Annotated in this window: 18 protein-coding genes and 1 pseudogene; 10 read left to right on the top strand and 9 right to left on the bottom strand. The window is 67.8% G+C overall.

The genetic code is table 11. From position 1 onward, the window contains the following. Positions 1 to 3: 3 nt before the first annotated feature. Genes GAA2_RS14535 through GAA2_RS14520 form a run of 4 tightly spaced genes read right to left on the bottom strand, consistent with a single transcriptional unit; the run spans position 4 to position 4,658 of the window. On the bottom strand, positions 4 to 357 hold the full coding sequence (locus GAA2_RS14535) for an STAS domain-containing protein (RefSeq protein WP_006866745.1): 354 nt from the start codon (positions 355 to 357) through the stop codon (positions 4 to 6). Next, positions 357 to 2,384, bottom strand: a complete 2,028-nt coding sequence (locus GAA2_RS14530; RefSeq protein ID WP_024498336.1) for a glycosyltransferase family 2 protein — start codon at positions 2,382 to 2,384, stop codon at positions 357 to 359. Before GAA2_RS14530 ends, GAA2_RS14535 begins: the two co-directional genes overlap by 1 nt. Continuing rightward, the gene (locus GAA2_RS14525; RefSeq protein ID WP_024498337.1) at positions 2,381 to 3,652 is read right to left on the bottom strand and encodes a PP2C family protein-serine/threonine phosphatase; all 1,272 of its coding nucleotides are present in this window, start codon (positions 3,650 to 3,652) and stop codon (positions 2,381 to 2,383) included. The genes GAA2_RS14530 and GAA2_RS14525 overlap by 4 nt, the downstream gene beginning before the upstream one ends. Before the next feature lie 13 nt (positions 3,653 to 3,665). Next, positions 3,666 to 4,658, bottom strand: coding sequence for a glycoside hydrolase family 26 protein (locus GAA2_RS14520; RefSeq protein ID WP_024498338.1), 993 nt, complete (start codon positions 4,656 to 4,658; stop codon positions 3,666 to 3,668). 292 nt (positions 4,659 to 4,950) lie between these two features. On the opposite strand from GAA2_RS14520, the gene ettA reads away from it, so the two are divergent. The 5 genes from ettA to GAA2_RS14495 all read left to right on the top strand — a co-directional run bounded on the left by ettA (position 4,951) and on the right by GAA2_RS14495 (position 15,017). Then, entirely contained in the window at positions 4,951 to 6,624 is a 1,674-nt protein-coding gene (gene ettA / locus GAA2_RS14515; RefSeq protein WP_005198902.1) for an energy-dependent translational throttle protein EttA, read from the top strand. Positions 6,625 to 6,662: 38 nt separating this feature from the next. After that, positions 6,663 to 11,411 (top strand): NAD-glutamate dehydrogenase, encoded by a 4,749-nt coding sequence (locus tag GAA2_RS14510; protein ID WP_191834433.1) that lies wholly within the window; start codon positions 6,663 to 6,665, stop codon positions 11,409 to 11,411. Positions 11,412 to 11,474: 63 nt separating this feature from the next. After that, positions 11,475 to 13,742 carry a molybdopterin-dependent oxidoreductase gene (locus GAA2_RS14505; RefSeq protein WP_024498340.1) on the top strand — a complete coding sequence of 756 codons (2,268 nt, stop codon included), beginning with the start codon at positions 11,475 to 11,477 and terminating at the stop codon, positions 13,740 to 13,742. 109 nt (positions 13,743 to 13,851) lie between these two features. Continuing rightward, the gene (locus tag GAA2_RS14500) at positions 13,852 to 14,331 is read left to right on the top strand and encodes an acyl-CoA thioesterase (protein WP_035760344.1); all 480 of its coding nucleotides are present in this window, start codon (positions 13,852 to 13,854) and stop codon (positions 14,329 to 14,331) included. After that, positions 14,331 to 15,017 carry a hypothetical protein gene (locus GAA2_RS14495; protein WP_024498342.1) on the top strand — a complete coding sequence of 229 codons (687 nt, stop codon included), beginning with the start codon at positions 14,331 to 14,333 and terminating at the stop codon, positions 15,015 to 15,017. The genes GAA2_RS14500 and GAA2_RS14495 overlap by 1 nt, the downstream gene beginning before the upstream one ends. A 7-nt stretch (positions 15,018 to 15,024) precedes the next feature. Here GAA2_RS14495 and GAA2_RS14490 read toward each other — a convergent pair whose 3' ends face one another. Together GAA2_RS14490 and GAA2_RS14485 are read right to left on the bottom strand one after the other, a co-directional pair. After that, positions 15,025 to 16,989, bottom strand: coding sequence for a glycoside hydrolase family 13 protein (locus tag GAA2_RS14490; protein ID WP_024498343.1), 1,965 nt, complete (start codon positions 16,987 to 16,989; stop codon positions 15,025 to 15,027). 101 nt (positions 16,990 to 17,090) lie between these two features. Next, entirely contained in the window at positions 17,091 to 17,519 is a 429-nt protein-coding gene (locus GAA2_RS14485; protein WP_024498344.1) for a globin, read from the bottom strand. A gap of 150 nt (positions 17,520 to 17,669) precedes the next feature. On the opposite strand from GAA2_RS14485, the gene GAA2_RS14480 reads away from it, so the two are divergent. The 3 genes from GAA2_RS14480 (at position 17,670) to GAA2_RS14470 (ending at position 19,162) form a co-directional block, all read left to right on the top strand. Next, positions 17,670 to 18,269 (top strand): HNH endonuclease, encoded by a 600-nt coding sequence (locus tag GAA2_RS14480; RefSeq protein WP_024498345.1) that lies wholly within the window; start codon positions 17,670 to 17,672, stop codon positions 18,267 to 18,269. Positions 18,270 to 18,432: 163 nt separating this feature from the next. Continuing rightward, positions 18,433 to 18,681, top strand: coding sequence for a hypothetical protein (locus GAA2_RS14475; protein ID WP_024498346.1), 249 nt, complete (start codon positions 18,433 to 18,435; stop codon positions 18,679 to 18,681). Next, on the top strand, positions 18,668 to 19,162 hold the full coding sequence (locus GAA2_RS14470; RefSeq protein ID WP_024498347.1) for a DUF5130 domain-containing protein: 495 nt from the start codon (positions 18,668 to 18,670) through the stop codon (positions 19,160 to 19,162). Before GAA2_RS14475 ends, GAA2_RS14470 begins: the two co-directional genes overlap by 14 nt. An 80-nt stretch (positions 19,163 to 19,242) precedes the next feature. Here the strand turns inward: GAA2_RS14470 and GAA2_RS14465 are convergent, their stop codons facing one another. Both GAA2_RS14465 and GAA2_RS14460 read right to left on the bottom strand, forming a co-directional pair. After that, positions 19,243 to 20,307, bottom strand: a complete 1,065-nt coding sequence (locus GAA2_RS14465) for a fatty acid desaturase family protein (protein WP_024498348.1) — start codon at positions 20,305 to 20,307, stop codon at positions 19,243 to 19,245. A 169-nt stretch (positions 20,308 to 20,476) separates the two neighbouring features. Beyond that, entirely contained in the window at positions 20,477 to 21,904 is a 1,428-nt protein-coding gene (locus GAA2_RS14460) for a cation:dicarboxylate symporter family transporter (protein ID WP_024498349.1), read from the bottom strand. Positions 21,905 to 22,063: 159 nt separating this feature from the next. Between GAA2_RS14460 and GAA2_RS14455 the strand changes: the two are divergent. Further along, positions 22,064 to 23,414 (top strand): annotated as a pseudogene (locus GAA2_RS14455) (ATP-binding protein). Further along, entirely contained in the window at positions 23,411 to 24,088 is a 678-nt protein-coding gene (locus tag GAA2_RS14450; protein WP_024498350.1) for a response regulator, read from the top strand. Before GAA2_RS14455 ends, GAA2_RS14450 begins: the two are co-directional and overlap by 4 nt. 40 nt (positions 24,089 to 24,128) lie before the next feature. Here the strand turns inward: GAA2_RS14450 and pepN are convergent, their stop codons facing one another. Continuing rightward, a complete protein-coding gene (gene pepN, locus GAA2_RS14445) occupies positions 24,129 to 26,714 on the bottom strand; it encodes an aminopeptidase N (RefSeq protein ID WP_024498351.1) in 2,586 nt (861 codons plus the stop codon). Position 26,715: the final 1 nt, after the last annotated feature.

Below are 26,715 nucleotides of genomic sequence, written 5' to 3'. Positions count from 1 at the left end.
ATCTCATTCGACGGTCTCCGCGGCCGGGCCGAACGCGGAGTCCGCGGACTCGTGCACGCGCAGAACCCGATTGAGATTGGTCAACTCCAGGACGGTCACGACCTGCTCGGTGGGAGCCGCGATCCGCAGATCTCCACCGGCCTGCCGCGCCACCTTCAGCCCGGAGACGAGCGCGCCGAGACCGGACGAGTCGATGAAGTCGGTCCCGGACAGGTCGACGACGATCCGGGACGACCCGGCGCCGACGAGCTCGTGCAGCTGATCGCGCAGCTTGGGGGCCGCCACCATGTTGAGCCGGCCCGCGGGGGTGATCGCCACGGCATCACCGTTCACGGCGCGGGTTGCGAAGGTCGTCATCATGGCCTTTCGTCTGTGGAGCTGTCGGCGGCGGAGTCGTTCGCGGTGGTACCGGCCGCAGTGGTCTCGTCGTGACCGCGGTAGCGGACCGCCATGATGACGACGCTGAGGATCACCAGATCGAACAGTACCCAGAACAGGTTGACCCCCACGCCCAGAACGGAGATAGCGCCCCGCCACAACTGCACGATGCCGATCACCGACGCCACGACGAGGAGGACCATCGCCGCGAGCTGAGGCCGGACGAGATGCCACGGCAACGCGTCCTGGGACTGTTTCGTCTTCGGCGTGACCGCGAATCCCAGAGGTCGGTTCAGGTAGACGTTGCGGAACGCCGTGGTGCAGGCCCGGATCCAGACCGGGAACAGCGCGAGACTGTACTGCTGCCCGCGCCAGGTCGGGGTGCCTCTGGCCACCACGAGGAACAGCACCTGGTTGATCACCAGGAACGGGATGAGGCGGAGGAAGAAGTCCCAGCTGTAGGCCTGGACGGGGAGAACTCCCAGTACGAGGTACACCACCGGGGCGGCGATGTAGGCGATCGCCGCGAATCCGGCCAGGTAGCTCCACATCGTCGCCCAGTACATGAGTCGCTGGGCGACGGTCAGCCCCTTCTGGACCAGCGGGTTCTCTCGCAGCATCACCTGGATGGTGCCCTGAGCCCACCGAAGGCGTTGGGTGAGCATCGTTTTCAGGTCCTCGGGAGCCAGTCCGTAGGCGAGGTTCTCATGATGGTAGGCGGAGTTCCATCCCAGGGCATGCAGCCGCATACAGGTGGCCATGTCCTCGGTGACCGAGATCGTCGCGAGGGGCAACATCGGTTGCGCCTCATCGGATCTGCCGACGTCGACCGCGGCGACCAGGGCACGGATCGATTCGATGGCGCCGAGCGGGGACCATTCGCGCTCGGCCAGAACCGCCAGAGCGTCGAAGTCGAGCGATCCGGCACCGGTTTCCTGTTCGCCGAACTCGGTGAGGGCCTCGATCGCCTCGAGGTCGGCACGCATCGCCTCGACGTCGGCGTCGACGAGTCCGCGGGCGGCCTCGTCGACCCGAGCCTGGAATCGGTAGGTGATGTCGGCCAGCGGTTCCCGGTTCTTCAGCTGTGCCCGCGCCTCCTTGACCGCGGCAGCCACCCGGTCGAGCGCGGCGAGTGCCGGAGCGTTGTCGCGGACGCGGCGTCTGGTCTTGCGGAGCACGGTCCGTGCGGTGCGCAGGGCACGGTCGACGCCGTCCTCGACGGCGGTGACGTATTGCGTGATCCCGAGCTGCATCAACGCTTCCCGCCGCAGCACGGCGTTGGAGCCGCAGAAGAAGGCCGCGTTCCAACCGTCTTTTCCCTGCTGGATCGGTCCGTAGAAGAGCGGTGCCTGCGATCCCAGCGGGTCCGACGGCGGTACGTTGACGAAGTACTGTGGCGTCTGGACCAGGGCCATCTTCTCGTCGTGGAAGTAGCCGAGCGTGCGGTCGAGGATCTGCGGTTCGGGGACCTGATCGGCGTCGAGGATGAGGATGAACTCACCCTCGGTCTGCATGAGCGCGTTGTTCAGATTGCCCGCCTTCGCATGTCGTGGTTTGTCCAGCCAGTTCGACGACCGGGTGAGGTAACCGATGCCGACCTCGTGCGCGGCCTCGGCGAGTTCGGCGCGGTCACCGTCGTCGAGAATCCAGGTGGTGTGCGGGTAGGTGATGGCCTTGGCGGCGAGAGCGGTCTTCATCACGAGGTCGACCGGCTCGTTGTAGGTGGTGATGAAGACGTCGACCGTCGCGCCCGCGGGCGGCGGCGGAGGGTCGGGGCGGTGCTGCAGCTTCCACATGGTGAGCCCGAACAGCAGCGAGTCGATGAGGCTGTAGGTCTCGGCGACGACCAGCGGGACGGCGATCCACCACGCCTCCCAGTTCACCGATGCCAGCCAGCGCCACACGATGTAGTTGAGGCCGAGCACGGCGGCCGTGACGATGAGCAGCCGCAACCACGGCGACGGGGCGGTCCTTGCGAGGGCGGCCTCCTCGATGCTCTCGCTCATCCGGCCTCGTCCCGTCGGATCGCGACGAGGGTGACGTCGTCGACAGGAGGGGTACTGGCCACCATTTCCTCGACCTTCGTTCGGACCGCAGCAGGAGTGCTTGTGCCGGAGAGCATTCGGAGTAGTTCGAACGCGTCCCCGCCGGCGACGAGGTCGAGGAGACCGTCCGAGGCGATCACGAGCATGTCGCCGGGGCCGAGATCGACTGCGGCCGAACGCCAGGTGTCCTCCGGCAGGATGCCGATCGGGAGTCCGCTACCGCGCAGGACGGTGCAGTGGCCGTCGGCACGACGGACGGTGGCCAGGCCGTGGCCACCGTCGACGTAGTCGACGTGACCGTCTCGGGTCCGCAGCCGGGCGTGGAACAGCGTCGCGAAGGTCTCGGTGCCCGCGAAGTCCTCGGCGAGCTGCCCGGCGACGGTGCCCACGACCTCGCCGAGGTCGTGGTCCGCGCTCTCACCGCACGTGGCGTCGAAAGCCCGTGTGGCGGCCCGCATCGCCGACCGCACGGTCGCGGTGAGGATCGCCGCTCCCAGACCTTTGCCCATGACGTCGGCGACGGTGAACACGAGTCCGTCGTTGCAGGGGTAGTGGTCGTAGAAGTCGCCGCCCACGGCGAACGCGGGGAGGCACATCGTCTCGATGGAGTAGCCGGGCACGATACCGAGCGGTGGGGGGAGCAACTGACGTTGCACCTTCGCGGCGCGTTCGAGATCGTCGGAGTTCTCGATCTCGCGTTGCGCCCAGGCCGCCAGCTCGCGGAACGCGGCCAACTGGTCGGCGGTCAGCTGCCGGGGCCGGGTGTCGTAGACGCAGAAGGTGCCCACCGGGTGACCGCCCGGACCGTACAACGGATACCCGGCGTAGAAACGGATTCCGCCCTCCCCGCTGATCTGGGGTATCTCGGCGAAGAACGGGATCGTCGAGACGTCCTCGATGACGAGCGCCGGGTCGGCAGGGCGCGTGTAGGCCCGCGCGACCGTCACCTGGCACACGGTCTGCTCGCGTGGCTGGTTCTGCAGTTCGATGCCGTCGACCGCCTTGAACCATTGCCGATCCCGATCGAGGAGAGACACCGTCGACATCGGTACACCGAACACCGCCTTGGCCATGCGGGTGATCTGCGCAAACCGGTCCTCGGGCTCGGAGTCGAGCAGGTTGAGCTGCTGCACCGACCGCAGACGCGCTTCTTCGACGTCGGGATCGATCCGCGCGTGTGTCTCGTCCACCGCGACCTGACCCGGACTGTCCGCCTCGACCCCCGTCACCGCTCGATTCCCTTCACCGCAATCCCACTTCCTCCAGTGCGCGTGCCATTGCCTGGCCCGCCTCCGGCGAGCTGGTCAGACCCCAGTCCGCTTCCTTGTCGTGGTCGAACCAGACGAAACCCGTGACCCCGTCGGCTTCGTCGAGGTAGTCGACGAGATCTGCGATCCAGTCGGCCTTCGAACCGCCGGCCTCGGCGCAACCGATCTCGGTGACGAGGATCGGTTTGTCGGGCGCGAGTTCGCGCAGCTGGTCGAGAGAGGGCCCGAAGAGGTCGTTCGGCGACGTCCATCGGTGGCCGGGTACCGAGCCCCAGTTGTAGCCGTCGACGCCGAGGACATCGACGTAGTCGGCGCCGGGGTACCAGCGGGACAGGGGAGCGTCGGAGATGGGCACATTCGGCGCCCACACCCACTTCACGTTCACCGCGTTCTTCGACGCGAAAAGGTCGTGGACGTGGCGCCACGCCGCGACGTACAGCTCGGGCGGCGTCCCACCCGCGGGACTCCACGGGTACCAGTCGCCGTTGGGTTCGTGGGCGAACCTCAGATAGACGGTCGAACCCCAGGCGACGAGCTCGTCGGCCCAGCGGTACAGGTAGTCGTCGTGCGTTCCGGCAACGATCGAGGACATCGAGAACGCGGCACGATCGTAGGTGCCGTCGCCGACATGCCGCCAGGGCTCCCAGGTGACGATCGGCTCGGCCCCTGCGCCGATCACCGCGTTCAGCGCCGCGATCGGCGGGATGGCGGTGAAGTCCTCGAAGAACATGTTGATGGTCGGAGAGACCCCGGTCAGCGCGGTGACGCCGGCGACCTCCGCGGGCTCGAGCGGGCCGCTCGGCGTCGTGATGCCGAACCGCAGACATGAGCCTGCCGGACCGTACAGCGGCGAGATGGTCGGAGGACACTGCCGGGGCTCGGCCGCACAGGCGCCGACGGCACCCATCGACGTGACGATCACGCCCACGACCACCGTCAGCACCGTCCACCTACCAACCGAGCGCATGACACTCCCATCGCTCACCCCGGCGCCGCACTTGTGCTCGCCCGGCGCCACAACTCACACACCCGTCGTCGGCCCACGCCGACGCGAACCATTCTCGCGACAAACCGTGCGTCGCGCCCGGCATCCGGCCAAATGCGCGGCCCGGTCCGGGCGGAGCGGGTCACCGGGCGACGGGCCCGCCGGGGCCGACCACTAGGCTGGGGCCTATGTATGCGCACCGACGGTGCGTGCGCCAGAGCATCTCAAATTGCTGACATCTACCCGCATCGAGCAGGTCCGAAGGAGTTTTCACGTGGCTGAGTTCATCTACACCATGAAGAAGGTGCGCAAGGCGCACGGCGACAAGGTCATCCTCGACGACGTCACCATGTCCTTCTACCCGGGCGCCAAGATCGGCGTCGTCGGTCCCAACGGTGCAGGTAAGTCGTCGATCCTGAAGATCATGGCGGGCCTCGATCAGCCGTCGAACGGTGAGGCCTTTCTCGACCCGGACGCCACCGTTGGCATCCTGCTCCAGGAGCCCCCGCTCAATGAGGAGAAGACGGTCAAGGAGAACGTCGAAGAGGGCATGGGCGAGATCAAGGTGAAGCTCGACCGCTTCAACGAGATCGCCGAACAGCTCGCGACCGACTACTCCGACGAGCTGATGGAGGAGATGGGCAAGCTCCAGGAAGACCTGGACAACAACGACGCCTGGGACCTCGACTCGCAGCTCGAGCAGGCCATGGACGCCCTGCGCTGTCCGCCCGCCGACTCGCCGGTCACCCACCTCTCCGGTGGTGAGCGCCGCCGCGTCGCGCTGTGCAAGCTGCTGCTGCAGAAGCCCGACCTGCTGCTCCTCGACGAGCCCACCAACCACCTCGACGCCGAGTCGGTGCTGTGGCTCGAGCAGTTCCTCGCCTCCTACCCGGGCGCCGTCCTGGCCGTGACACACGACCGGTACTTCCTCGATCACGTCGCGCAGTGGATCTGTGAGGTCGACCGCGGCAAGCTGCACCCCTACGAGGGCAATTACTCCACGTACCTGGAGAAGAAGGCCGAGCGTCTCGAGGTCCAGGGCAAGAAGGACCAGAAGCTGCAGAAGCGCCTCAAGGAAGAGCTCGCCTGGGTCCGTTCGGGTTCGAAGGCCCGCCAGACCAAGAACAAGGCCCGACTCGCCCGCTACGAGGAGATGGCCGCCGAGGCCGAGAAGACGAGGAAGCTCGACTTCGAAGAGATCCAGATCCCGACGCCGCCGCGCCTCGGCGACGTGGTGGTCGAGGTCTCCCACCTCGACAAGGGCTTCGAGGGCCGTGTCCTCATCAAGGACCTGTCCTTCACGCTGCCGCGCAACGGCATCGTCGGCGTGATCGGCCCCAACGGTGTCGGTAAGACCACGCTGTTCAAGACCATCGTCGGTCTCGAGGAGCCCGACTCGGGCACCGTCAAGGTCGGCGAGACGGTCAAGCTGAGCTACGTCGACCAGACGCGCGCCAACATCGACCCCAAGAAGAACGTGTGGGAGGTCGTCTCCGACGGACTCGACTTCATCGAGGTCGGCCAGAACGAGATGCCGTCGCGCGCCTACGTCAGTGCCTTCGGCTTCAAGGGCCCGGATCAGCAGAAGAAGGCCGAGGTGCTCTCCGGTGGTGAGCGCAACCGCCTGAACCTCGCGCTCACCCTGAAAGAGGGCGGCAACCTGATCCTGCTCGACGAGCCGACCAACGACCTCGACGTCGAGACCCTGGGATCGCTGGAGAACGCGCTCGAGAACTTCCCCGGCTGTGCCGTGGTCATCAGCCACGACCGCTGGTTCCTGGACCGCACCTGTACCCACATCCTGGCGTGGGAGGGCAACGTCGAAGAAGGAAAGTGGTTCTGGTTCGAGGGCAACTTCGAGGCATATGAAGCGAACAAGATCGAGCGACTCGGCGCCGACGCGGCACGCCCGCACCGGGTGACCCACCGCAAACTCACCCGCGATTAATACCGGCCCGTCCGGCACGGGTGACTAGCATCGGCGATGTGACCTCACTCGTGCCGGACGCGGTGAACCACTACTTCAAGTCCCGGGCCGAAGGCTCCGGGGCGGACAGCGCCGCCGAGCAGGTGGTGCGTCACCTTGACGTCGCGACCCGGCGCGATCCCGGCCAGGCACTGGTCGACGTCGCCGTCGACGAGGGCGGCGCGGTCGAGATCGTCGTCGTCAACGACGACATGCCGATGCTCGTGGAGGCGGTGCTGGCGACCGTCGAGGCACACGACCTCTCCATCGACCGCATGGACCATCCGGTCATGCCGGTGCAACGCGACACCGACGGCCGGCTCGAGGCGATCGATGACGGGCCCGGCGCCGTCTGGGAGTCCTGGATCTTCGTCGGCGGGCTCGCCGGACATCCCGGCGTCGACCCGGATGTGCTCCGATCGGACCTCCTCGAGGTCGTGTTCCGGGTGGGCGACGTCGACCACGACGCCGCCCGGATGCGGTCGCGGATGACATCCTGTGCCGCCGACCTGTCGGTGGCACCGGTGCGCGAGTCCACCGGCATCCGCAACACCGACCGCTACGAGTACGCCAAACTCCTCGAATGGTTCGCCGGAAACCATTTCCACCCCCTCGGCTACACCCGGGTGGGCACCGACGGAGTCGGGGACGGCGACGAGCGGCTCGGTGTCTGGCGCACCGACTCCATCAACCGGGACTTCCCGTCGGTGACCACGCGGCCACTGCTCCCACGAGCGAGTCGGATCTTCGTCGCCACCGGCATCCAACGGTCGAATTTCCCTGTGCTGCTGCAGGTCCCGGCCTTCGATTCGCACGGCAACTACGACGGTGAGCACCGGTTCCTCGGTACGCTGACTTCCTCCGGTCTGCACCAGACCGTGCTCGACGTCCCGGTCCTGCGTACCAAGGTGCACGATGTGCTCGCGCGGGCCGGTGTCGACGAGGACTCCTTCGCTGGGCAGTCCATGATCGAGCTGTTGCAGAACTATCCGGTGGTGGAGATGTTCGCCTCCACCACCGACGAGCTCACCCGTCGCGTCACCGAGATGCTCGACGCGGTCGCGACCCGCTCGCTGCGGCTGTTCGTGCGTACCAACGTCGACGGCAAAACCGCGGTCGCCCTCATCTACCTACCGCGGGATCGCTACAACACCCAGAGTCGACTCGCCCTCGAACGTGCCCTCATGGACGAATTGCACGGCAGCGCACTCGAATACACGGCTCGTGTGAGCGAGATGCCGCTCGCCCTCCTCCAGGTGCTGGTCTGTATCGAACCGGGCGCCGCATCCGAACTGGGATCGGTGGACACCGGGTCGCCCGCGCATGCCCGGATGCAGGCGGCTCTCGCGGCGACGATCCGTGGCTGGGACGAACGTGTCCGGGAACTCGCCGCGACCCTCGGCGACCGGTTCGGGTCGTCTTCGGGCGGTCCGGAGCTCTTTCTGCGACAACTACCCTCGCTCTCCGACGACTACAAGGAGATCCGCGAACCCCAGGACGCCCTCGAGGACCTGATCCACGTCGTCTCCCTCGAACCGGGCGCGCTCGCGGTGACACTCGACGCCACCGAGGACCGCGGGCCGGGCGACCGCCACCGCTGGCGGTTCACCCTCTACCTGTGCGGGGAATCGGCGACCCTCACCGACGTCCTACCGGTGCTGCACAGTCTCGGCCTCGACGTTCTCGAAGAGCATCCGTACGAGATCCGGCGGTCCGACGACACCGTCTGCTGGGCCTACGAGTTCATCGTGCAACTGGCCGCCGGGATGTCGGTGGACCTCGACCATGCCGACGACCTCGAGGAGCGCTTCACCGAGGCGTTCCGTCGGATCTGGCTCGCTGCAGCAGAAGTCGACGACTACAACGAGCTGATCATCCGCTGCGGCCTGGACTGGCGATCGGCGGCCATGCTGCGTGCCTACGGGCAGTACCTGAGGCAGTGCGGATTCTCCTACAGCACAGCCCATGTCGCGAATGTGCTCGGTCGTCATCCGCAGATCACACGCGGGCTGGTCGATCTGTTCGTGGCGTCTTTCGACCCGGTCGCCGCCGACCTCGACCGGCGCGAGCGGGTGAGCGAACAACTCCGGGCCGACATCGGCACGGTGCTGAGCCTCGACGCCGATCGCATCGTGTCGGCCTTCGCGGCCGTCATGACCGCGACGTCACGGACCAACTACTTCGTGACGGACACAACCGGTGAAGGGGGTCGCGAGCATCGCCCGGTGATCTCGTTCAAGCTCCGGCCCCGCGAGATCCCGCAGACCCCCGAACCCCGTCCGCTCCACGAGATCTTCGTGTACTCGCCTCGGGTCGAGGGCGTCCACCTGCGGTTCGGTGCGGTGGCGCGCGGTGGGCTGCGCTGGTCGGATCGCAAGGAGGATTTCCGTACCGAGATCCTCGGCCTGGTGAAGGCTCAGGCCGTCAAGAACGCCGTCATCGTCCCCCTCGGCGCGAAGGGCGGGTTCGTCGTCAAACGCCCGCCGGCGCCGACCGGGGACGCCGCCGCCGACAGGGATGCGCAGCGCGCGGAGGGGATCGCCTGTTACCGACAGTTCATCTCCGGTCTGCTCGACATCACCGACAACATCGATCGCTCGACCGGCGAGGTCATCCCGGCACGCGGGGTGGTCCGGCTCGACGAGGACGACACTTACCTGGTGGTCGCGGCCGACAAGGGCACCGCGGCGTTCTCCGACATCGCCAACGAGGTGTCACAGTCATACGGCTTCTGGCTCGGTGACGCGTTCGCCTCGGGCGGCTCGGCCGGTTACGACCACAAGGCCATGGGCATCACCGCGCGCGGTGCCTGGGAATCGGTCAAACGGCATTTCCGGGAGATGGGCGTCGACACCCAGACGCAGGACTTCACGGTCGTCGGAATCGGCGACATGAGCGGGGACGTGTTCGGCAACGGCATGCTGCTCAGCGAGCACATCCGGCTCGTCGCCGCCTTCGATCACCGGCACATCTTCGTCGACCCGGAACCCGTCGCGGACCGGTCCCACCGCGAACGCCGCCGCCTGTTCGAGCTGCCGCGATCGTCGTGGGCCGACTACGACACCGATCTGATCGGCGTGGGCGGCGGGGTGTGGTCCCGCGACCGCAAGTCGATCCCCGTCAGTGCGGAGATGGCGGCCGCGCTCGGTATCGAGGAGGGCGTCGACGAACTCTCGCCGCCCGAACTGATCCGGGCGATCCTCCTCGCGCCGGTCGACCTGCTCTGGAACGGCGGGATCGGCACGTACATCAAGGCGTCGACGGAGACCCACGGGGACGTCGGCGACAAGTCGAACGACGCGATCCGCGTCGACGGTGATCAGGTGCGGGCCAAGGTGATCGGAGAGGGCGGCAACCTCGGGGTCACCGAGCGCGGCCGGATCGAGTTCGATCTCGCGGGCGGCCGGATCAACACCGACGCGCTCGACAACTCGGCAGGCGTCGACTGCTCGGATCACGAGGTCAACATCAAGATCCTGCTCGACTCGGCGGTGTCGGGCGGTGCGCTCGATCCCGGCGACCGGAACCCGCTGCTCGAATCGATGACCGACGACGTCGCCGACCTCGTTCTCGCCGACAACATCTCGCAGAACTCGGAGTTGGGGTTCTGCCGCACCTTCGAGCTGACCCGCGTCGAGGTGCACGCACGGATGCTCGACCAGCTCTCCCGCGAACGCGGCGTCGACCTTCGGCTCGAAGCCCTCCCGCAAGCGCGGGAGCTCCGCAAGCGGTTCGAGGGGGAGCTACACCGCGGACTCACCTCACCCGAGTTCGCAACCCTGATGGCGCACGTCAAACTCGAGGCGAAGTCGGACCTGCTGGCCAGCGACCTCCCCGACAACGACGTTTTCGCCCCACGCGTCGCCCGCTACTTCCCGCAAGCCCTGCGCGAGACGTACGGCGAGCAGATCAACTCCCACCGGCTGCGACGGCAGATCGTCACGACGACCCTCGTCAACGACGTCATCGATCACGCCGGGATGACGCACCTGTTCCGGTTGAGCGAGGGCGCGGGGTGCACAACCGAAGAAGGTGTCCGCGCCTACGTCGTGTCCAACAGGATCTTCGGCATGGGCGAGGTCTTCGAGAGCATCCGGCACGCACCGGCACCGGCCGAGGTCGTCGACGGGATGATGCTCTATGCCCGCCGGCTGCTGTTCCGGGCGTCGCGGTGGCTGCTCGCGTTCCGTCCGCAGCCGCTCGCCCTGGCTGCCGAGATCACCCGCTACTCCGATCGAATCACCCGGTTGTCCGCGTCCGTCGACGGGTGGCTGGGGGAGAGCTCCGCGAAGGACATCGGCGACCGGGTGCGCGTGTATGTCGACGAGGGGGTCCCCGACGACCTCGCCCGGACGGTGGCCGTCAGCCTGCACCGGTTCTGCCTGCTCGACATCATCGACGCCGCGGAGATCTCCGACCGCGATCCCGAAGAGGTCGGTGACCTCTACTTCGCGGTGATGGAACACTTCGGACTCGAGGAACTGCTCACCGCGGTGTCGAACCTGGACTACGGCGACCGCTGGCACGCGCTCGCCCGGCTGGCGGTTCGCGACGACATGCACGGCGCGCTACGTGCGCTCACCCTCAAGATCCTCGAGGTCAGCGAACCCGACGAGTCGAGTGACGAGAAGATCGCCGAATGGGAGTCCTCCCAGTCGAACCGGCTCAGTCGCCTGCGCAGCGTCCTCGGGGAGATCGAGGAGACCGGGACCCTCGACCTCGCGACGTTGTCGGTCGCGGCACGACAACTCCGGAGTGTGATCCGCTGACACGCTTCGGCCCGTGATCCGTTTCGGCCCCGCCGACCCGATGCCCGGGCCTAGCCTGGGCACATGACGCGCACGGCACCGCGAATCTGTCCGCTCTGCGAGGCGACCTGCGGGTTGACCCTCGTGGTCGACTCCCACCACCATCCCGGTGACGGCGGCGAGGAGTTCGTCACCGGTGCCCGCGGAGACGCCGACGACGTGTTCAGCCACGGCTACATCTGTCCGAAGGGGGCGAGCTTCCCGCAGCTCGACAATGACCCCGACCGCCTCCAGAACCCGCTCGTCAAACGCGATGGACGATTCGTCGAAGTCGGCTGGGACGAGGCGCTCGAGCTCGCGGTCGAGCGCCTCGGGCGGGTCATCGCCGATCACGGGGGATCGTCGGTCGGCTTCTACCTCGGTAATCCGTCGGCCCACACCATCGCGGGCACGCTGTACGCGCCCCTGCTGGTCCGGGCGCTGCATACCCGCAACGTGTTCAGCGCCGGCACGCTCGACCAGATGCCCAAACAGGCCGCCTCGGGCTACCTCTTCGGTCACGCCGGGACCTTCGCCGTCCCCGACCTCGACCGCACCGACCATCTGGTGATCATCGGCGCGAATCCCGTTGTCTCCAACGGCAGTATGACCACCGCCGCGAACTTCCCGGGCAAACTGAACGCCCTGCGGCACCGCGGGGGTCGTCTCACGGTGATCGACCCGGCGCGCACCCGCACGGCCCGGCTCGCCGACACCCATCTGGCACCTCGACCGGGTACCGACGCCGCGCTGCTGGCCGGTGTCGTCACGTGCCTGCTCGACGAGGGACTCGTCGCCGACGACCTCGGCGGCATCGGGCCCCATGTACAGGGTGTCGACGAACTGCACAGGGAGATCAGTGATCTCACACCCGAGCGGGTCGCACCGTACTGCGACGTACCGGCGGAGGACATCCGCGGGCTCGCCCGTGCGATCGCGGCGTCGTCGTCCGCCGCGGTCTACGGGCGCCTGGGTACCACGGCGGTCGAATTCGGCACTCTCGGAAGCTGGCTCATCGACGTCGTGAACGTCCTCACCGGCAACCTCGATCGACCGGGCGGTGTTCTGTTCCCGATGGCGCCGACCGCGCCGGCGCCCCGTCCGGCACATCCGGGTCGGGGCTTCCGGACCGGGCGCTGGCGCAGCCGGGTGTCGGGACATCCCGAGGTGGCGGGGGAGTTGCCCGCGGTCGCGATGGCCGAGGAGTTCGAGACACCCGGCGAGGGACGGTTACGGGCACTGGTGACGGTGGCGGGCAACCCCGTGCTGTCCGCGCCCGACGGTGGCCGGCTGGCGACCGCACTCGACGCCGCCGACGTCGTCGTGTGCGTCGACCCGTATCTGAACGAGACCACCCGGCACGCCGACATCATCCTGCCGCCCCCGCGCCCCTCGCAGACGCCGCACTTCGATGCGATCCTCAACAACCTGGCCGTGCGGGCCACCGCCCGCTATTCGCCGCCGGTGCTGCCGCTTCCCGACGGACGGCCCGACGAGATCGAGATCGTCTGCCGTCTGATCCTGGGCCTGTCCGGAGTCGGCGTCGACGCCGATCCGGGTCTGGTCGACGAGCAGGTCATCGCCGCCACCCTGGCCAAGGAGGTGACCGATCCGCATTCACCGGTCGCCGGTCGCGACGTCGAGTCGCTGGTGGCGATGCTGCCCGACGCCCCGGGCCACCAGCGCCGCCTGGACATGATGCTGCGCATCGGCGCCTACGGTGACGGGTTCGGCGCCCGGGAGGGCCTCACGTTCGCCGACGTCCTGGCGGCTCCGCACGGCGTCGACCTCGGACCCATGCGGCCGCGTCTGCTCACCGTGCTCCGCACAGCCTCGGGGAAGGTCGAGTTGGCGCCGGACCCGCTGATCGCAGATCTGGCCCGGCTGCGCGCCGCCGTCGACGCAGAGAACCCGGCGGACAGCGACCCTGCGTCGCTCCTCCTCGTCGGACGCCGGCACCTGCGGTCCAACAACAGCTGGATGCACAACCTGCCCGCGCTCACCGGCGGTACCAATCGGTGCACGCTGCAGATCCACCCGGACGATGCGTCACGGCTGGGCATCGACGGGCTCGCGACGGTCCGCGGAGCAGGCGGATCGCTGACCGTCCCGGTCGAGATCACCGCCGACATCAAACCCGGCGTGGCGTCGATGCCGCACGGCTGGGGGCATGACGATGCCGGGTCCCGTCTCCGTGTGGCAGCCGTGGAGCCCGGCGTCAACGTGAACAACCTCAACGACGGAACTCGACTCGATCCGCTGTCGGGAACCGCCGTCCTCAACGGCCTGCGGGTCGAGATCGGTCCGGCCTGAGCCGGCGGCGTCCGCCCGCCCATCGGCGAGCGCGGCGGGACGGCGTGCGTAGGGTTGAATCCGCGGCGCCCGGCGGCGTCGTACCAGGAGATCTCGGACCGAACAGGGGATGACGCACGTGCTCAACGAGGACTCGGGAACCGCGACGGCCGACGGCTACGTGGTGAAGGTCCCGGTGCGATGGTCGGACATGGACGTCTACCAGCACATCAACCATGCCCGGATGGTCACGCTGCTCGAGGAGGCGCGCATCCCGTGGCTGTTCCTCGACGGCCGCCCCACCGCGCCACTGCGTGACGGCTGCCTCGTGGCCGACCTGCACGTGCAGTACCAGGCACAGTTGCGGCACTCCGAGGGGCCGATCGAGGTCACCATGTACGTCCAGCGCCTGCGCGCGGTGGACTTCACCGTCGGTTATGAGGTCCGTCCCGCCGGTGCCGACCCCGAATCGAAACCGGCAGTCGTCGCCAGTACCCAACTCGTCGCGTTCGACGTCGGCGCGCAGCGCGTCGCCCGGCTCACCCCGGAGCAGAAGGACTACCTGAACCGCTTCCGGCGCCCCGACGACACGTCAGCGACGCCGCGCTGATGGAACGGTTCATCCAGATCGCGGAATCGGATCGGTCCAACGCATCGGCGTTCCTCGCGCATGCCCGAAGGCTCGACGACGCCGCCGTGGTGCGGGTCGTGGCGCGCTCCGACGGCCTGGTCGGCCTCTGGACCCACACGGGGTTCGAGGTACTCGCGACCCGCGCGGTCTCGGGACGCGTTGCGCCGGCCGACATCGTCTGCGATGCCGCGTCGTTGCACTCGGCGCTCGCCGTCGCACCCGCGGGCGCGCAGATCGATCCCGGGTTCTCCCTCGACAGTGCCTGGCGCGGTGCACTTCCCGCATCCGCCGGCTACCGGCACGTCGACGACGTGCCCGCGCGCAGCATCGTCGGTCTGGCACGTGACGGTGCCCGTGTGGCGCGCGACGAGGGCAGCGCTCATGGACCCGCCACGGGATTGCTCGACCAGGACGTGCTCGAGGTCTCGACCGAGGACGGCGCGTTACACGCGGCGGTCACCATGCGGTCGCTCTTCGCCCTGACCGGGATGGGGTTCATCCGTGACCGCGAAGGGCGCGCGGTCACCGAGACCTCGCCCGTCGAGGACATCGATGCTGCCGAGCCGGTCCGGATCCGATTGTCGGCGGCGTGGATCCGGATCGACGCCCGGTACGGTTCGGTGTACCAGCGTCGTCATCGCGACCTGTCGGTCACGGTTCTCTGACCGGTCCTCAGACCAGCCAGGCGGCGGCGTCGGGTGCCAGCATGCCGTCCACCAGCGGCGAACTGATCAGCAGCAGTTCACCCGGTGGCAGCGGCACCGGCACCTCGCCCGCGTTCAAGGCGCAGATCAGGAATCCCTCGGACCGCCGGAATGCCAGGCAGCCCTCCGGGGCCTCGTACCATTCGATCGATTCGCCGGCGAATTCCGCTCGGTCATAACGCAATTCGATGGCTGCCCGGTACAGCGACAGCATCGAGCCGACGTCCTCGAGCTGTGCCTCGGCGGTCAGCGAATGCCACGACTCCGGCATCGGCAGCCAGGTGTCGGCCGACGAGCTGAAGCCGAATGGTGGCTCGGTGCCCTGCCACGGCAACGGGACACGGCATCCGTCGCGGCCGCGTTCGGTGTGACCCGACCGCTCCCACACCGGATCCTGGAGGACCTCCTCGGGTAGGTCGTCGACGTTGGGGAGGCCGAGTTCGGAGCCGTTGTAGAGGAAGATCGTTCCGGGCAGGGCCATCTCGACGACGAGCATCGCCCGCGCACGCCGCGTCCCGCGTGCGAGGTCGGGTTCACCGGTCTCCGGGTCGACGGGGGCGTAGCGCGTCACCTCTCGTTCGACGTCGTGGTTGGACAGCGTCCACGTCGGGGTGCCGGACACCGAGAGGACGGCGTCGAGCGAGTTCTCGATGGCCTCGCGGATGGCGCCGGACTCGAAGGGCGCCTTGGCGAGACGGAAGTTGAAACCAAGATGCAGTTCGTCGGGACGGAGGTACTCCGCGAATCGTTCGTTGTCGTTGACCCAGATCTCGCCGACGTTCGCCGCGCCCGGGTACTCGTCGAGCACCTTGCGGATCTTGCGGTGGATGTCGTGTACCGCATAGTTGTTGAACCGCGGATCGTCGTCGTCGTTGGTGAGCAGAGCGGTGGTGGTGAGATCCATGTCGGGCAGATCCGCGGGCTTTGCCATCCCGTGCGCCACGTCGATCCGGAAGCCGTCGACGCCGCGGTCCAGCCAGAACCGCAGCGTCTTCTCGAGATCCTCGAAGACCTCGGGATTCTCCCAGTTCAGGTCGGGCTGTTCGGCGGCGAAGATGTGGAGGTACCACTGTCCGGGGCTGCCGTCGGCCTCGGTGATCCGGGTCCATGCCGGCCCGCCGAAGATGCTGTGCCAGTTGTTCGGTGGCTCGTCGCCGTTCTCTCCGCGACCGTCCCGGAAGATGTAGCGGGCGCGCTCCGGACTGCCCGGACCGGCGGCCAGTGCTGCGCGGAACCACTCGTGCTGATCGCTGGTGTGGTTCGGGACGAGGTCCATGGTGACGCGGATGTCGCGCTCGTGGGCCTCGGCGATGAGCGAGTCGAACGTCGCGAGATCGCCGAAGAGCGGGTCGATGTCGCGCGGATCGGCGACGTCGTACCCGTGGTCGGCCATCGGCGAGGTCATGATGGGACTCAGCCAGATCGCGTCGATGCCCAGCAGCTCGAGATATCCGAGTTTGCCGATGACACCGGCCAGATCGCCCACGCCGTCGCCGTTCGCGTCGCAGAACGACCGCGGGTAGATCTGGTAGAAGACCGCGGACTTCCACCAGGTGGTGTCGGTCGGGTCCAGCTGCGGCACGATCGCCGGCGCCAAGTCCTCTTGTGGGTCCGCGGATTCCGCGGCCTCGGTCTCGAACGGTCCGGCTGCCGCGTCGGTTTCGGCGTCGGGATCGAGTTCGGCGTCGGCCTCGGCCTCGATGGCCTCCTCGTCGAGGGCCTCGGGATCGGTCGTCGCGGGATCGATCACCTCGACACCGGCCACGGCATCCGGTGTGTCTCCGGCGATCTCGGGGGTGTCGTCCGACGAGTCACTCACGTTGCCCTCGGTATCCGAGGTCTCCGGTACGACGGTGTGTGCACCGTCGGGCTGACCCCCGTCAGATGGCTCGGCGGGGACAACATCTGGTGTCTCATCGCTCACCGTGGTCATTCTGCCTTACCTGAGTTTTCGGCGAGAAATCCAGGTCAATCGGCGCGTCGTCGGCGTGTCGAGAGTTCGGGTGGCGAACGGCAGAAGGTTTCTGCGAGACCTCAGATCGGCGAGTTCATCATCGACTGGGCGGCCATCTCCATGTAGTCGACGAGCGCCTGCCGATGCGGCGGGTCGAGGGTCTCGTCGTCGATGGCGGCGATCGCGGTGTGCATGCACCGCAGCCAGGCGTCGCGCTCGATCGGGCCGACGCGATAGGGGGTGTGGCGCATGCGCAGCCTCGGATGGCCGCGTTCGTCGGAGTAGGTCCGGGGGCCGCCCCAGTACTGCTCGAGGAACATCCGGAGCCGTCGCTCGGCGGGTCCGAGGTCCTCTTCGGGGTACAGCGGGCGCAACACCTCGTCCTTCGCCACCTCGGTGTAGAAGACCTCGGTGAGCCGTCGGAATGTCTCCGCGCCGCCGATCTCCTCGTAGAAGCTGCGCGGGGACGGGTCGGGGGAGTTGCCGGATTCGCCAGTCACAGCCGCCATTGTCCCCACGACCGCGGAGTGCCTCAACGTGACGCGCTGCCGGACTGGTCCCCGGCAGGCCGTCTTGCGTCGGATTTTCCCTGCACGACGTCGGCGTCCGTGGTGAACTGTGCAGGTCAACCTGTTCACGCGGGCCTGGCGGGAGGTCGAATGACGCACAGGTCACATTCCACGACGACCGAGGTGACGAGGCTCCACGGCGGACCGGCCTCGCAGGCGGCCGGGTCACGAACGTGGACACGCCGCCGGGTGCTGCTGCTCAACGCCACGTACGAGCCGCTCAGCGCGGTTACCGTCCGCCGCGCCGTCGTCCTGATCCTGCGTGGGCGTGCCGACATGGTCCACGCCGACGAGTCCGGGGGAGCGTTCCACTCGCCCGCGACGGCGGTGCCGGTGCCGACGGTGATCCGGCTGCGGACCTATGTGCGGGTCCCGTACCGCGCGACGGTGCCGTTGACCCGCTCCGCGCTGATGCACCGTGACCGGTTCCGCTGCGGATACTGCGGCAGACCCGCGACCACCATCGATCACGTCGTCCCACGTAGCCGGGGCGGCGCGCACAACTGGGAGAACTGCGTCGCCTGCTGTGCGTCGTGCAATCACCGCAAGGCGGACCGGTTGCTCGGCGAACTGGGCTGGGCGTTGCGGACGCGGCCGATCGCCCCGAGAGGCCGGCACTGGGGCCTCATCGCCGCGGTCAAGGACATCCATCCGGCGTGGATGCAGTACATCGACGCGGGTGCCGCATGATGAGGGGGGAAGCCACTCGAAACGCCGGCCGGAATGTCACCGGGAAGCGTCTACGACGCGCTGTAGGGGCCCCTGCACCGGTCGGTCCGATGTGGGCTAGATTGATCAACGATGACCTGTGCCGACAACCGGCCGGGTCCGGCGCGACCATCGAAAGGGTGACATGGACAGCCTGATCGTCCCCATCGGAGTGCCAGTCACGATCGTGACGGTGCTCTTCGTCGTGCTCTGCGTTGTCGCGATGGTGTTCTCCGGCGGGGTCAAGTACCCGAAGGTCAAGGAGTACACCCTCGACAAGCAATGGGAGCATGCACCGCTTCTCTTCAGTGCCACCGACATCGAACCGATGGCACTTCCGCGGCACGCGGAACCCGGCGACGTTGATGGGAGCTCGGCAAGTGGCAAGTGGTGAGGTTTCGCACGCGAACGTGAGTGCAGAGGTCGCGGCCCGTTCGGCCGCGGAACTGCCGCTGGGCACCGTGATCACCAATAGCGGACGTATCTCGGCGGCCCGCTACCCGGGTGATGCGCCGACGACGCCGCCCTTCAGCAAGAGGGATCTGATCGCTCTCGACGACACCCTGAAGGCCGCGAGCGAGAAGGCCCTCGTGCGTTTCTCGATCTATGTCGGTGACCTCGACGGTGACCTCGACGCGAGTGCCCGCGCCATCCTGGCGAAGGCGCCCGAGCCCGCGCACGGCACGCTCATCGCGGTGTCGCCGAACACGCGCGACGTCGTCATCGTCTCCGGTCGCGAGGTGTCGAGCCGCGTCAACGACCGGGTCGCCGCACTCGGCGTGACCGCTGCGGTCACCGGCTTCCGTCAGGGCAACCTGATCGACGGCCTGATCGCGTCGCTGCGTGTGATGGCGACCGCCGCCGCAGCCGGCTGATCCCACCGGTACAAGAACCACAGACGAGGCCGCCCCACCTTTCGGTGGGGCGGCCTCGTCTGTGTTGTGCGGGTGGCTGATCAGCGATACATGCGGACCAGCGGGCAGGTGAACGGGTCGCGATCACCGAGTCCGACCTGGTTGAGGTAACGGATGACGATCCCGTAGGACGCGATCAGTGAGGTCTCGGTGTACTGCACGCCATGACGCTCGCAGTGGGCACGGACGAGCGGCTGCACCTTGACCAGGTTGGGTCGCGGCATGCTGGGGAACAGATGGTGTTCGATCTGGTAGTTCAGGCCACCCATCATGAAGTCGGTGACCCGTCCTCCGCGGATGTTGCGCGACATCAGGACCTGGCGACGCAGGAAGTCGACGCGCATGTCCTTGGGCACCAGCGGCATGCCCTTGTGGTTCGGGGCGAACGAACCGCCGAGCAGGAGTCCGAACACCGCGAGCTGCACCGCGATGAAGGCGATGGCCTGCGCCGGCGACATCACGATGAACGGAACCGCGACACCCAGGGCGAGCCGGAGCACGATCAGCGAGATCTCGACGGCACGGTGTGGAACGGCGTTGCGTGCGGCGAGACCTTGAAGACTCGCAACGTGGAGTGCGGCCCCTTCAAGCGTCAGCAGCGGGACGAAGAACCATCCCTGACGGCGGGTGAACCAGCCGTACAGGCCCGACCGCTCCTCGGCGACCTCCGGCACGAAAGCGATGGGGCCGTCGGCGATGTCGGGGTCGATGCCCACCTGATTCGGGGCCTTGTGGTGACGGTTGTGCTTGTTCCGCCACCAGTGGAACGACAAGCCGGCTCCGGCGGCGGCGAGGATCCGCGCGCTCCACTCGTTGGCGCCGGCCGAAGAGAACATCTGACGGTGGGCGCCGTCGTGGCCGAGGAAACCGAACTGGGTACTCACCACGGCGAGGACGGCGGCCGGCACGAGCTGCCACCAGGTGTCGCCGAGCACGATCACCGCTGCCCACACGCCGATGAACGCGAGGACGGTCAACGCCATCCGGGTGACGTAGAAGCCGCGGCGACGGTCGAGTAGGCCCGATGCGCGGACTTCCGCCGCCAGTTCTGTGTAGGAACTGACGAATTTCGTGTCGCGGGCATGCGACACAGATGAAAGGGACAAGAGTGCGTACCTCTGGCCTTCTGATTGTTGCCAGGTACGCCGGAGAGATCAGCTTTCGGAGCTGAGGCGCGTCACGAGAGACATGAACCGTAATTGCGATGCATCAAGGGGCGACGCCCATCATGCCAGAGTTCCGGCCCGCGCCATCGGTGCGCGGGCCGGCCGCAGCTCAGGACCGCGTCGCAGACCCCTCGAGCACCTTCTCGTGCGCTCCCGTCCCGGCGTGGTCGAGTTCATCGTCGACCATGTTGGTCTCGTCGAACGGGGCGCGTCCCGAGAGCACCTCGTCGACCCGGTGCTTGTCCATGGTGTGTGTCCACGAACCGACGAGCAGGGTGGCCACTGCATTGCCCGAGAAGTTGGTGACCGCACGCGCCTCGGACATGAACCGGTCGATCCCGACGATCACCCCGACGCCGTCGAGCATCTCCGGCCGATGGGCCTGGAGTCCGCCCGCTAGGGTGGCCAGGCCGGCGCCGCTGACGCCCGCAGCCCCCTTGGACGCGATGATCATGAACGCGAGCAGACCGATCTGTTCGCCGACCGAGAGCGGATCGCCCATCGCATCGGCGATGAAGATCGAGGCCATCGTCAGGTAGATCGCGGTGCCGTCCAGGTTGAACGAGTACCCGGTGGGCACCACGACACCGACGGTCGTCTTCTCGACACCCAGGTGCTCCATCTTCGCGATCAGTCGTGGCAGTGCCGACTCCGACGACGACGTCGCGAAGATCAGCAGGTATTCGCGGGCCAGGTAGCGGACGAGACGGAAGATCGACACGCCCGCGATCGTCCGGAGCATCACCCCCAGAACACCGAAGACGAACACCAGACAGGTCAGATAGAACGCGAGCATCAGGGTCACCAGCTGCTGCACGGCAGCCCATCCGGTCTGTCCGACGACGTTCGCGATGGCGCCGAACGCGCCGATCGGCGCCACCCACAGCACCATCGTCAGGACCTTGAAGACCAGCTTCTGGAAGTACGAGACCGCGGTCAGGATCGGTTCTCCGGTACGACCCATCGCCTGGATCGCGAATCCGACCAGCAGTGCGACGAACAGTGCCTGCAGGACGCTGCCGTCGGTCAAGGCGGACAGCATGGACTCGGGGATGATGCCCTGGATGAAGTCGACGGTTCCGCCCGACTCGTGGGCTTCTTTGGCCAGTTCCTCGCCCTTGCCCGACATCGACGAGATGTTCAGACCCTCCCCGGGCTGGATGAGATTGCCGACGACCAGTCCGATCGCGAGCGCCACCGTCGACATCACGAGGAAGTAGACGAAGGCGAGGCCGCCGACCTTGCCCACCGTCGCCGCTTTACGCACCGATCCGATGCCCAGCACGATGGTGCAGAAGATCACCGGCGCGATCATCATCTTGATGAGGCTGACGAACATGGTCCCGAGCACGCCGAGTTCTTTGCCGACCGACGGGGCGACGAGTCCGACGACGACACCGGCCACCACCGCGATGATGACCGCGATGTAGAGCCAGTGCGTGCGATCGCGCTTGGCCGGCGGGGCGGCGTTCGTGGCGTCACCCGCCACCTTGCCGTCATCCGCCGGACCGTCACCGGCCTTCTGATCTGTGTTCATCGGCAGTTCTCTCCTCGTGGGCAGGGGACATCGGTGGTTAGGATTGTCAACCGGTGTGGTGGCGCCGGTCACGATTCTGTTCATTACGTTCAGGGGATCCGGCGAGAGATATCCCCCAAGGGGGTCTGTCGAAACACGGTGAGGAATCGAGGGCCGGGAATGCGGTGGTATCCGCGAACGCTGGCCGGTCAGGTCGCGGCTCTCGCGCTGGTCGTCGTGGCGGTGGTGGTCGTCGCGGGCAGCCTCCTGGCTGCGGTCGACGCGCGTGTCGACGGGGACCGGGCCGCACGTGCCGAGGTCACCGCCGTGGCCGTCAGCCTGGCGGAGTCACCGTCGACGGTCTCCGCGCTCACCTCGCCGGACCCGAGCGCGATCCTGCAGCCGGTCACCGACCGGATCCGGAAGGCGACCGGCATCGCGTTCATCACGGTGCTCGGTCCGGATCGCACCCGCTACACCCACACCGATCCGGCTCTGATCGGCGCGGCCTACATCGGCAGCATCGACGCGGCCCTCCGCGGTGAGACGATGACCGAGACGTACACCGGGACCCTGGGCCCGTCCGTCCGCACCATCGCGCCGGTGCGGACGACCGACGGTCGTGTCGTCGGCATGGTGGCGGCGGGCATCACCCAGCGTTCGCTCACGTCGACATGGCGCGGGGAGCTGCCGCCGATCGCGGTCACCGCGTTCGCGGCACTGGTGACAGCCGTCGTCGGCGTCTGGTGGATCCGGCGGCGCCTCCTGCGACAAACCGGTGGGCTGGCACCGGAGGAACTCCGGCTCATGTACGACCACCACGACGCGGTGTTGCGCGCGGTCCGCGAGGGATTGATCGTCGTCGAGGACGGCCGACCGGCTCTGGTCAACGACGAGGCGCGACGCCTCCTCCGAATCGGGACCGACACGCCCGCAGGCGATCTGCCCGCGTTCCTGACCGGTGCGGATGCTTCGGCCGCCGACGAGCTCTATGCGGAGGGCGGGCGGGTGCTGCTGGTGAGCCGGTCGCCGGTGTCCGGGCGACGCCGCTCGTCGGTCGTCACGATCCGCGACCGGACCGAGTTGGCCGAGATCACCGGCGAACTGGACTCGATGACACGATTCGCCGAGGCGCTCCGGTCCCAGGCGCACGAAGCAGCCCGACGCCACCCAGATCCTGTCGCCGGGAGAGATGGTCACCGTGGTGGGCAATCTCGTCGACAACGCCCTCGACGCGTGCGATCCGGCCGACCCGTGGGTCGAGGTCGGTGTCACCGGGGACCAGGAAGCGCTCGAGATCGTCGTCGCCGACAGTGGTTCCGGCATGGATGACGATCTCTTCCGCCGGGCGACAGCCCGCGGGTACTCCACCAAGTCCGGTGGCGACGAGGCGGGCCGCGGACTGGGTCTGGCACTCGTCGCCCAGGTGGTCGCGCGACACCATGGGACGTTGACCGCGGAGAACACCTACGGTTCGGTGGTCACGGTGCGAATACTGGCGGTGCCGTCACGGGCGGGGGCGACGCAGTGATCCGGGTGCTGATCGTCGAGGACGAACCGCTCATCGCCGCGGCGCACCGTGACTATCTCGGCCGCATCGGCTGTTTCGACGTCGTCGGAGCGGTGACCACCGCTCAGGAGGCGTTGCGCACCGCGCGAACCCATGTCGTCGACCTGGTGCTTCTCGACCTCGGTCTGCCCGACGCCCGGGGCACCGACCTCGCCTCCGCGCTGTCCGGGGTGCGTCCGGCTCCCGACATCATCGCGATCACCGCACAACGCGACCTGCAGACCGTGCGCGACGCGATGTCCCGCGGGGTCTTGCTCTACCTGCTGAAACCCTTCACCTTCGCGGCCTTCCGCGAGAAGATCGAGCAGTATCTGCGGTACCGGGAAGCGCTCGCCGGTGATACCGATGCGGTCAGCCAGCGCGATGTCGACCGGGCGCTGGCGCAGCTGCGCGCCGTGGACCTCCGGGGGTCGGCGAAAGGGTCCGCGCCGCAGACCGAGGACGCGGTCCGCCGCGCGGTGCGTGACAGTGTCGACGGGCTCACCGCTTCGGAGGTGGCCCGCGCGCTCGGCTCGTCGCGGGTCACCGCGTGGCGATACCTGGAGCGGCTCTCCGACGACGGTGTGCTCGATCGTGACAGCCAGTACGGATCGGCCGGACGGCCGCAGGTGCGGTACCGGTGGCGCCGACGCTGACCAGCGCCACCGAGACCACAGCCACCGATACCGCGAATCCTCAGCCCTGCGCGTCGAACTCGCGTGCCCGCAGCGAACGCGCGACGCCGTCACGGCCTTCGGAGATCAGCCGCTTGAGGGCGGGCGGATGATCACCGGCCAGGAACTCCTCGGCGAGATCGAGGGCCCGCTGGGTCATCGCCCAGCTCGGGTACAGGCCGATGACGACGGTCTGGGCGACCTCGCTCGAGCGTCGGGCCCACACCTGCGGGACCGCCTCGAAGTACTTCTCGACATACGGCTCGAGCAGCTCGCCCTGGCCCGGACGTGCGAAGCCCTCGATCATGGTGCGGGTGTAGATGTTCGACAGCGAATCGTCGTCGATCGCCTGCGACCAGGCGTCGCCCTTGGCCTCGGCGAGTGGTCGCGACGCGCGTGCCGCGGCGGCCTGACGGGTGCCGGTGGCGGTGTTGTCGCGCTGAGCCTCGGCGTCGATGATCGGCGTCGAATCGGCTTCCGGATCGATCGCACCGGCGGTCGCCAACGCGCGCACCAGTTTCCAGCGGAGGTCGGTGTCCACGGCCAGCCCGTCGAGACCGTGTTCGGCCGGGTCCGCTCCCTCGAGGAGGGCACCCGCCACGTCGGTCTGGTCGTCGTTGAGCCTGCCGGCCAGCCAGGTGTTGACGAAGGCGAGCTGATGGTCGGACCCGGCATCGGCTCCCCGGGCCAGTTCGAGCAGGCGGGCGCTGAACGCGGGCCGGCCGGTCGTGGCCGCCCAGTCGGGATCGGCGTAGGACTCGATGGCGGTGGTCGCCTGCATCAGAACACGCTGCACCACGCCGATCTCGGTCTCGGAAGCGATACCGCGCTGCACGAGTTCGACGAAGTCGCGGGCACGCATCTCGGCCTGTCGGGTCATCTCCCAGGCCGCCGACCACACGAGAGTGCGCGGCATCGAGTCGGTGATGTCGCCGATTCGGGCGGTCGCGGTGGCCAGCGACTCGGAATCGAGCCGGATCGAGGCGTAGGTGAGGTCACCGTCGTTGAGCAGCACCAGATCTCCGCGGTTCACGCCGATCAGGCCGGGCACGTCGGTGCGCTCGCCGTCGACGTCGAGTTCGACGCTGTGGGTCTGTTCGATCGCACCCGAACCGTTGTCGGCGTAGACGCCGACGCGCAACCGGTGCACGCGGGTCTCGCCCGCGCCCGGGGCGGCGCCGTCCTGGACGATGGTGAACCGGGTGAACGCCCCGGACCCGTCGACCTCGAAGTCGGGACGCATGACGTTGATGCCCGTGGTGCGCAGCCACTGGTCGCCCCAGTCCGACAGGTCGCGACCGGACGAGCGCTCCAGTGCGCCCAGCAGATCCGAGAAGGTTGCGTTGCCGAACTTGTGGGCGGCGAAGTAGTCGCGCAGGCCGGCGAGGAAGTCCTCCACGCCGACGTAGGCGACGAGTTGCTTGAGCACCGAGGCGCCCTTGGCGTAGGTGATGCCGTCGAAGTTGACCTCGACGGCGGCGATGTCGGGGATGTCGGCGGCGACCGGGTGGGTCGAGGGCAGCTGATCCTGCCGGTAGGCCCACGACTTCTCGACGTTCGCGAACGTCGTCCAGGCGTTGGTGTACTCGGTGGCCTCCGACTGGCAGAGCACCGAGGCGAAGGTGGCGAAGGATTCGTTGAGCCACAGGTCATCCCACCACTGCATGGTGACCAGGTCGCCGAACCACATGTGCGCCATCTCGTGCAGCACGGTCTCGGCGCGACGTTCGTAGAGGTACTTGGTGACGCGCGACCGGAAGACGTAGTCCTCCAGGAAGGTCACCGCGCCGGCATTCTCCATCGCGCCCGCGTTGAACTCGGGCACGAAGAGCTGGTCGTACTTCCCGAAGGCGTAGGGGATGCCGAAGTTCTTGTGGTAGAAGGCGAATCCCTGCTTGGTCTCGGTGAACAACCGGTCGGCGTCCATATGCTCGGCGAGCGAGGCGCGGCAGTAGATGCCGAGCGGGATGTCGCCGTGGTCGTCGGAGTAGACGTCGGTCCACTCGGCGTACGGTCCGGCGATGAGCGCGACGAGGTAGGTGCTCATGGGTGCGGTCTCGCGGAAGCGATGGATTCCGGGTTCGGCGGCGACGGTCTCCACGTGTGCGGCGTTGGAGATGACCTTCCAGTCCTCCGGGGCCGTGACCGTGAGCGTGTAGGTCGCCTTCAGGTCGGGCTGGTCGAAACAGGCGAACATGCGCTTGGCGTCGGCGGTTTCGAACTGGGAGTACAGGTACACCGAGTCGTCGGACTGGTCGACGAAGCGGTGCAGTCCCTCACCGGTGTTGGAGTAGGCGCAGTCGGCGACCACGGTGAGGGTGTTCTCCGCGGCCAGGCCGGGCAGCACGATGCCGGCGGATTCGTCGAAGCCGGAGACGTCGAGCTCGACGCCGTTGAGGGTCGCCGAGTGCAGCGTCGGTGCGACGAGGTCGATGAAGGTCTCGGCGCCCTCGGTCGCGGTGAACGTGACCGTGGAGGTGGAACGGAACGTCTCGGTGCCGGGCGCACCCTTCCCGTCGGTGAGGTCGAGTTCGATCCGGTAATTCGACACGTCGACGATCGCGGCGCGTTCGCGGGCCTGGTCTCTGGTGAGGTTCGGAGCAGTCACA

This window comes from Gordonia ajococcus (assembly GCF_012974285.1).
GTDB lineage: Bacteria > Actinomycetota > Actinomycetes > Mycobacteriales > Mycobacteriaceae > Gordonia > Gordonia amicalis.
This window is presented reverse-complemented; position numbering and strand designations above follow the sequence as displayed.

Coding starts and splice junctions, on each gene's coding strand:
- GAA2_RS14490 (WP_024498343.1), bottom strand. CDS start 16,989: ATGACCACGGTGAGCGATGAGACACCAGATGTTGTCCCCGCCGAGCCA.
- GAA2_RS14505 (WP_024498340.1), top strand. CDS start 11,475: ATGACGCGCACGGCACCGCGAATCTGTCCGCTCTGCGAGGCGACCTGC.
- GAA2_RS14495 (WP_024498342.1), top strand. CDS start 14,331: ATGGAACGGTTCATCCAGATCGCGGAATCGGATCGGTCCAACGCATCG.
- GAA2_RS14520 (WP_024498338.1), bottom strand. CDS start 4,658: ATGCGCTCGGTTGGTAGGTGGACGGTGCTGACGGTGGTCGTGGGCGTG.
- GAA2_RS14460 (WP_024498349.1), bottom strand. CDS start 21,904: ATGAACACAGATCAGAAGGCCGGTGACGGTCCGGCGGATGACGGCAAG.
- GAA2_RS14485 (WP_024498344.1), bottom strand. CDS start 17,519: ATGGCGGCTGTGACTGGCGAATCCGGCAACTCCCCCGACCCGTCCCCG.
- GAA2_RS14480 (WP_024498345.1), top strand. CDS start 17,670: ATGACGCACAGGTCACATTCCACGACGACCGAGGTGACGAGGCTCCAC.
- GAA2_RS14535 (WP_006866745.1), bottom strand. CDS start 357: ATGACGACCTTCGCAACCCGCGCCGTGAACGGTGATGCCGTGGCGATC.
- GAA2_RS14530 (WP_024498336.1), bottom strand. CDS start 2,384: ATGAGCGAGAGCATCGAGGAGGCCGCCCTCGCAAGGACCGCCCCGTCG.
- GAA2_RS14500 (WP_035760344.1), top strand. CDS start 13,852: ATGACGCACGTGCTCAACGAGGACTCGGGAACCGCGACGGCCGACGGC.
- GAA2_RS14475 (WP_024498346.1), top strand. CDS start 18,433: ATGGACAGCCTGATCGTCCCCATCGGAGTGCCAGTCACGATCGTGACG.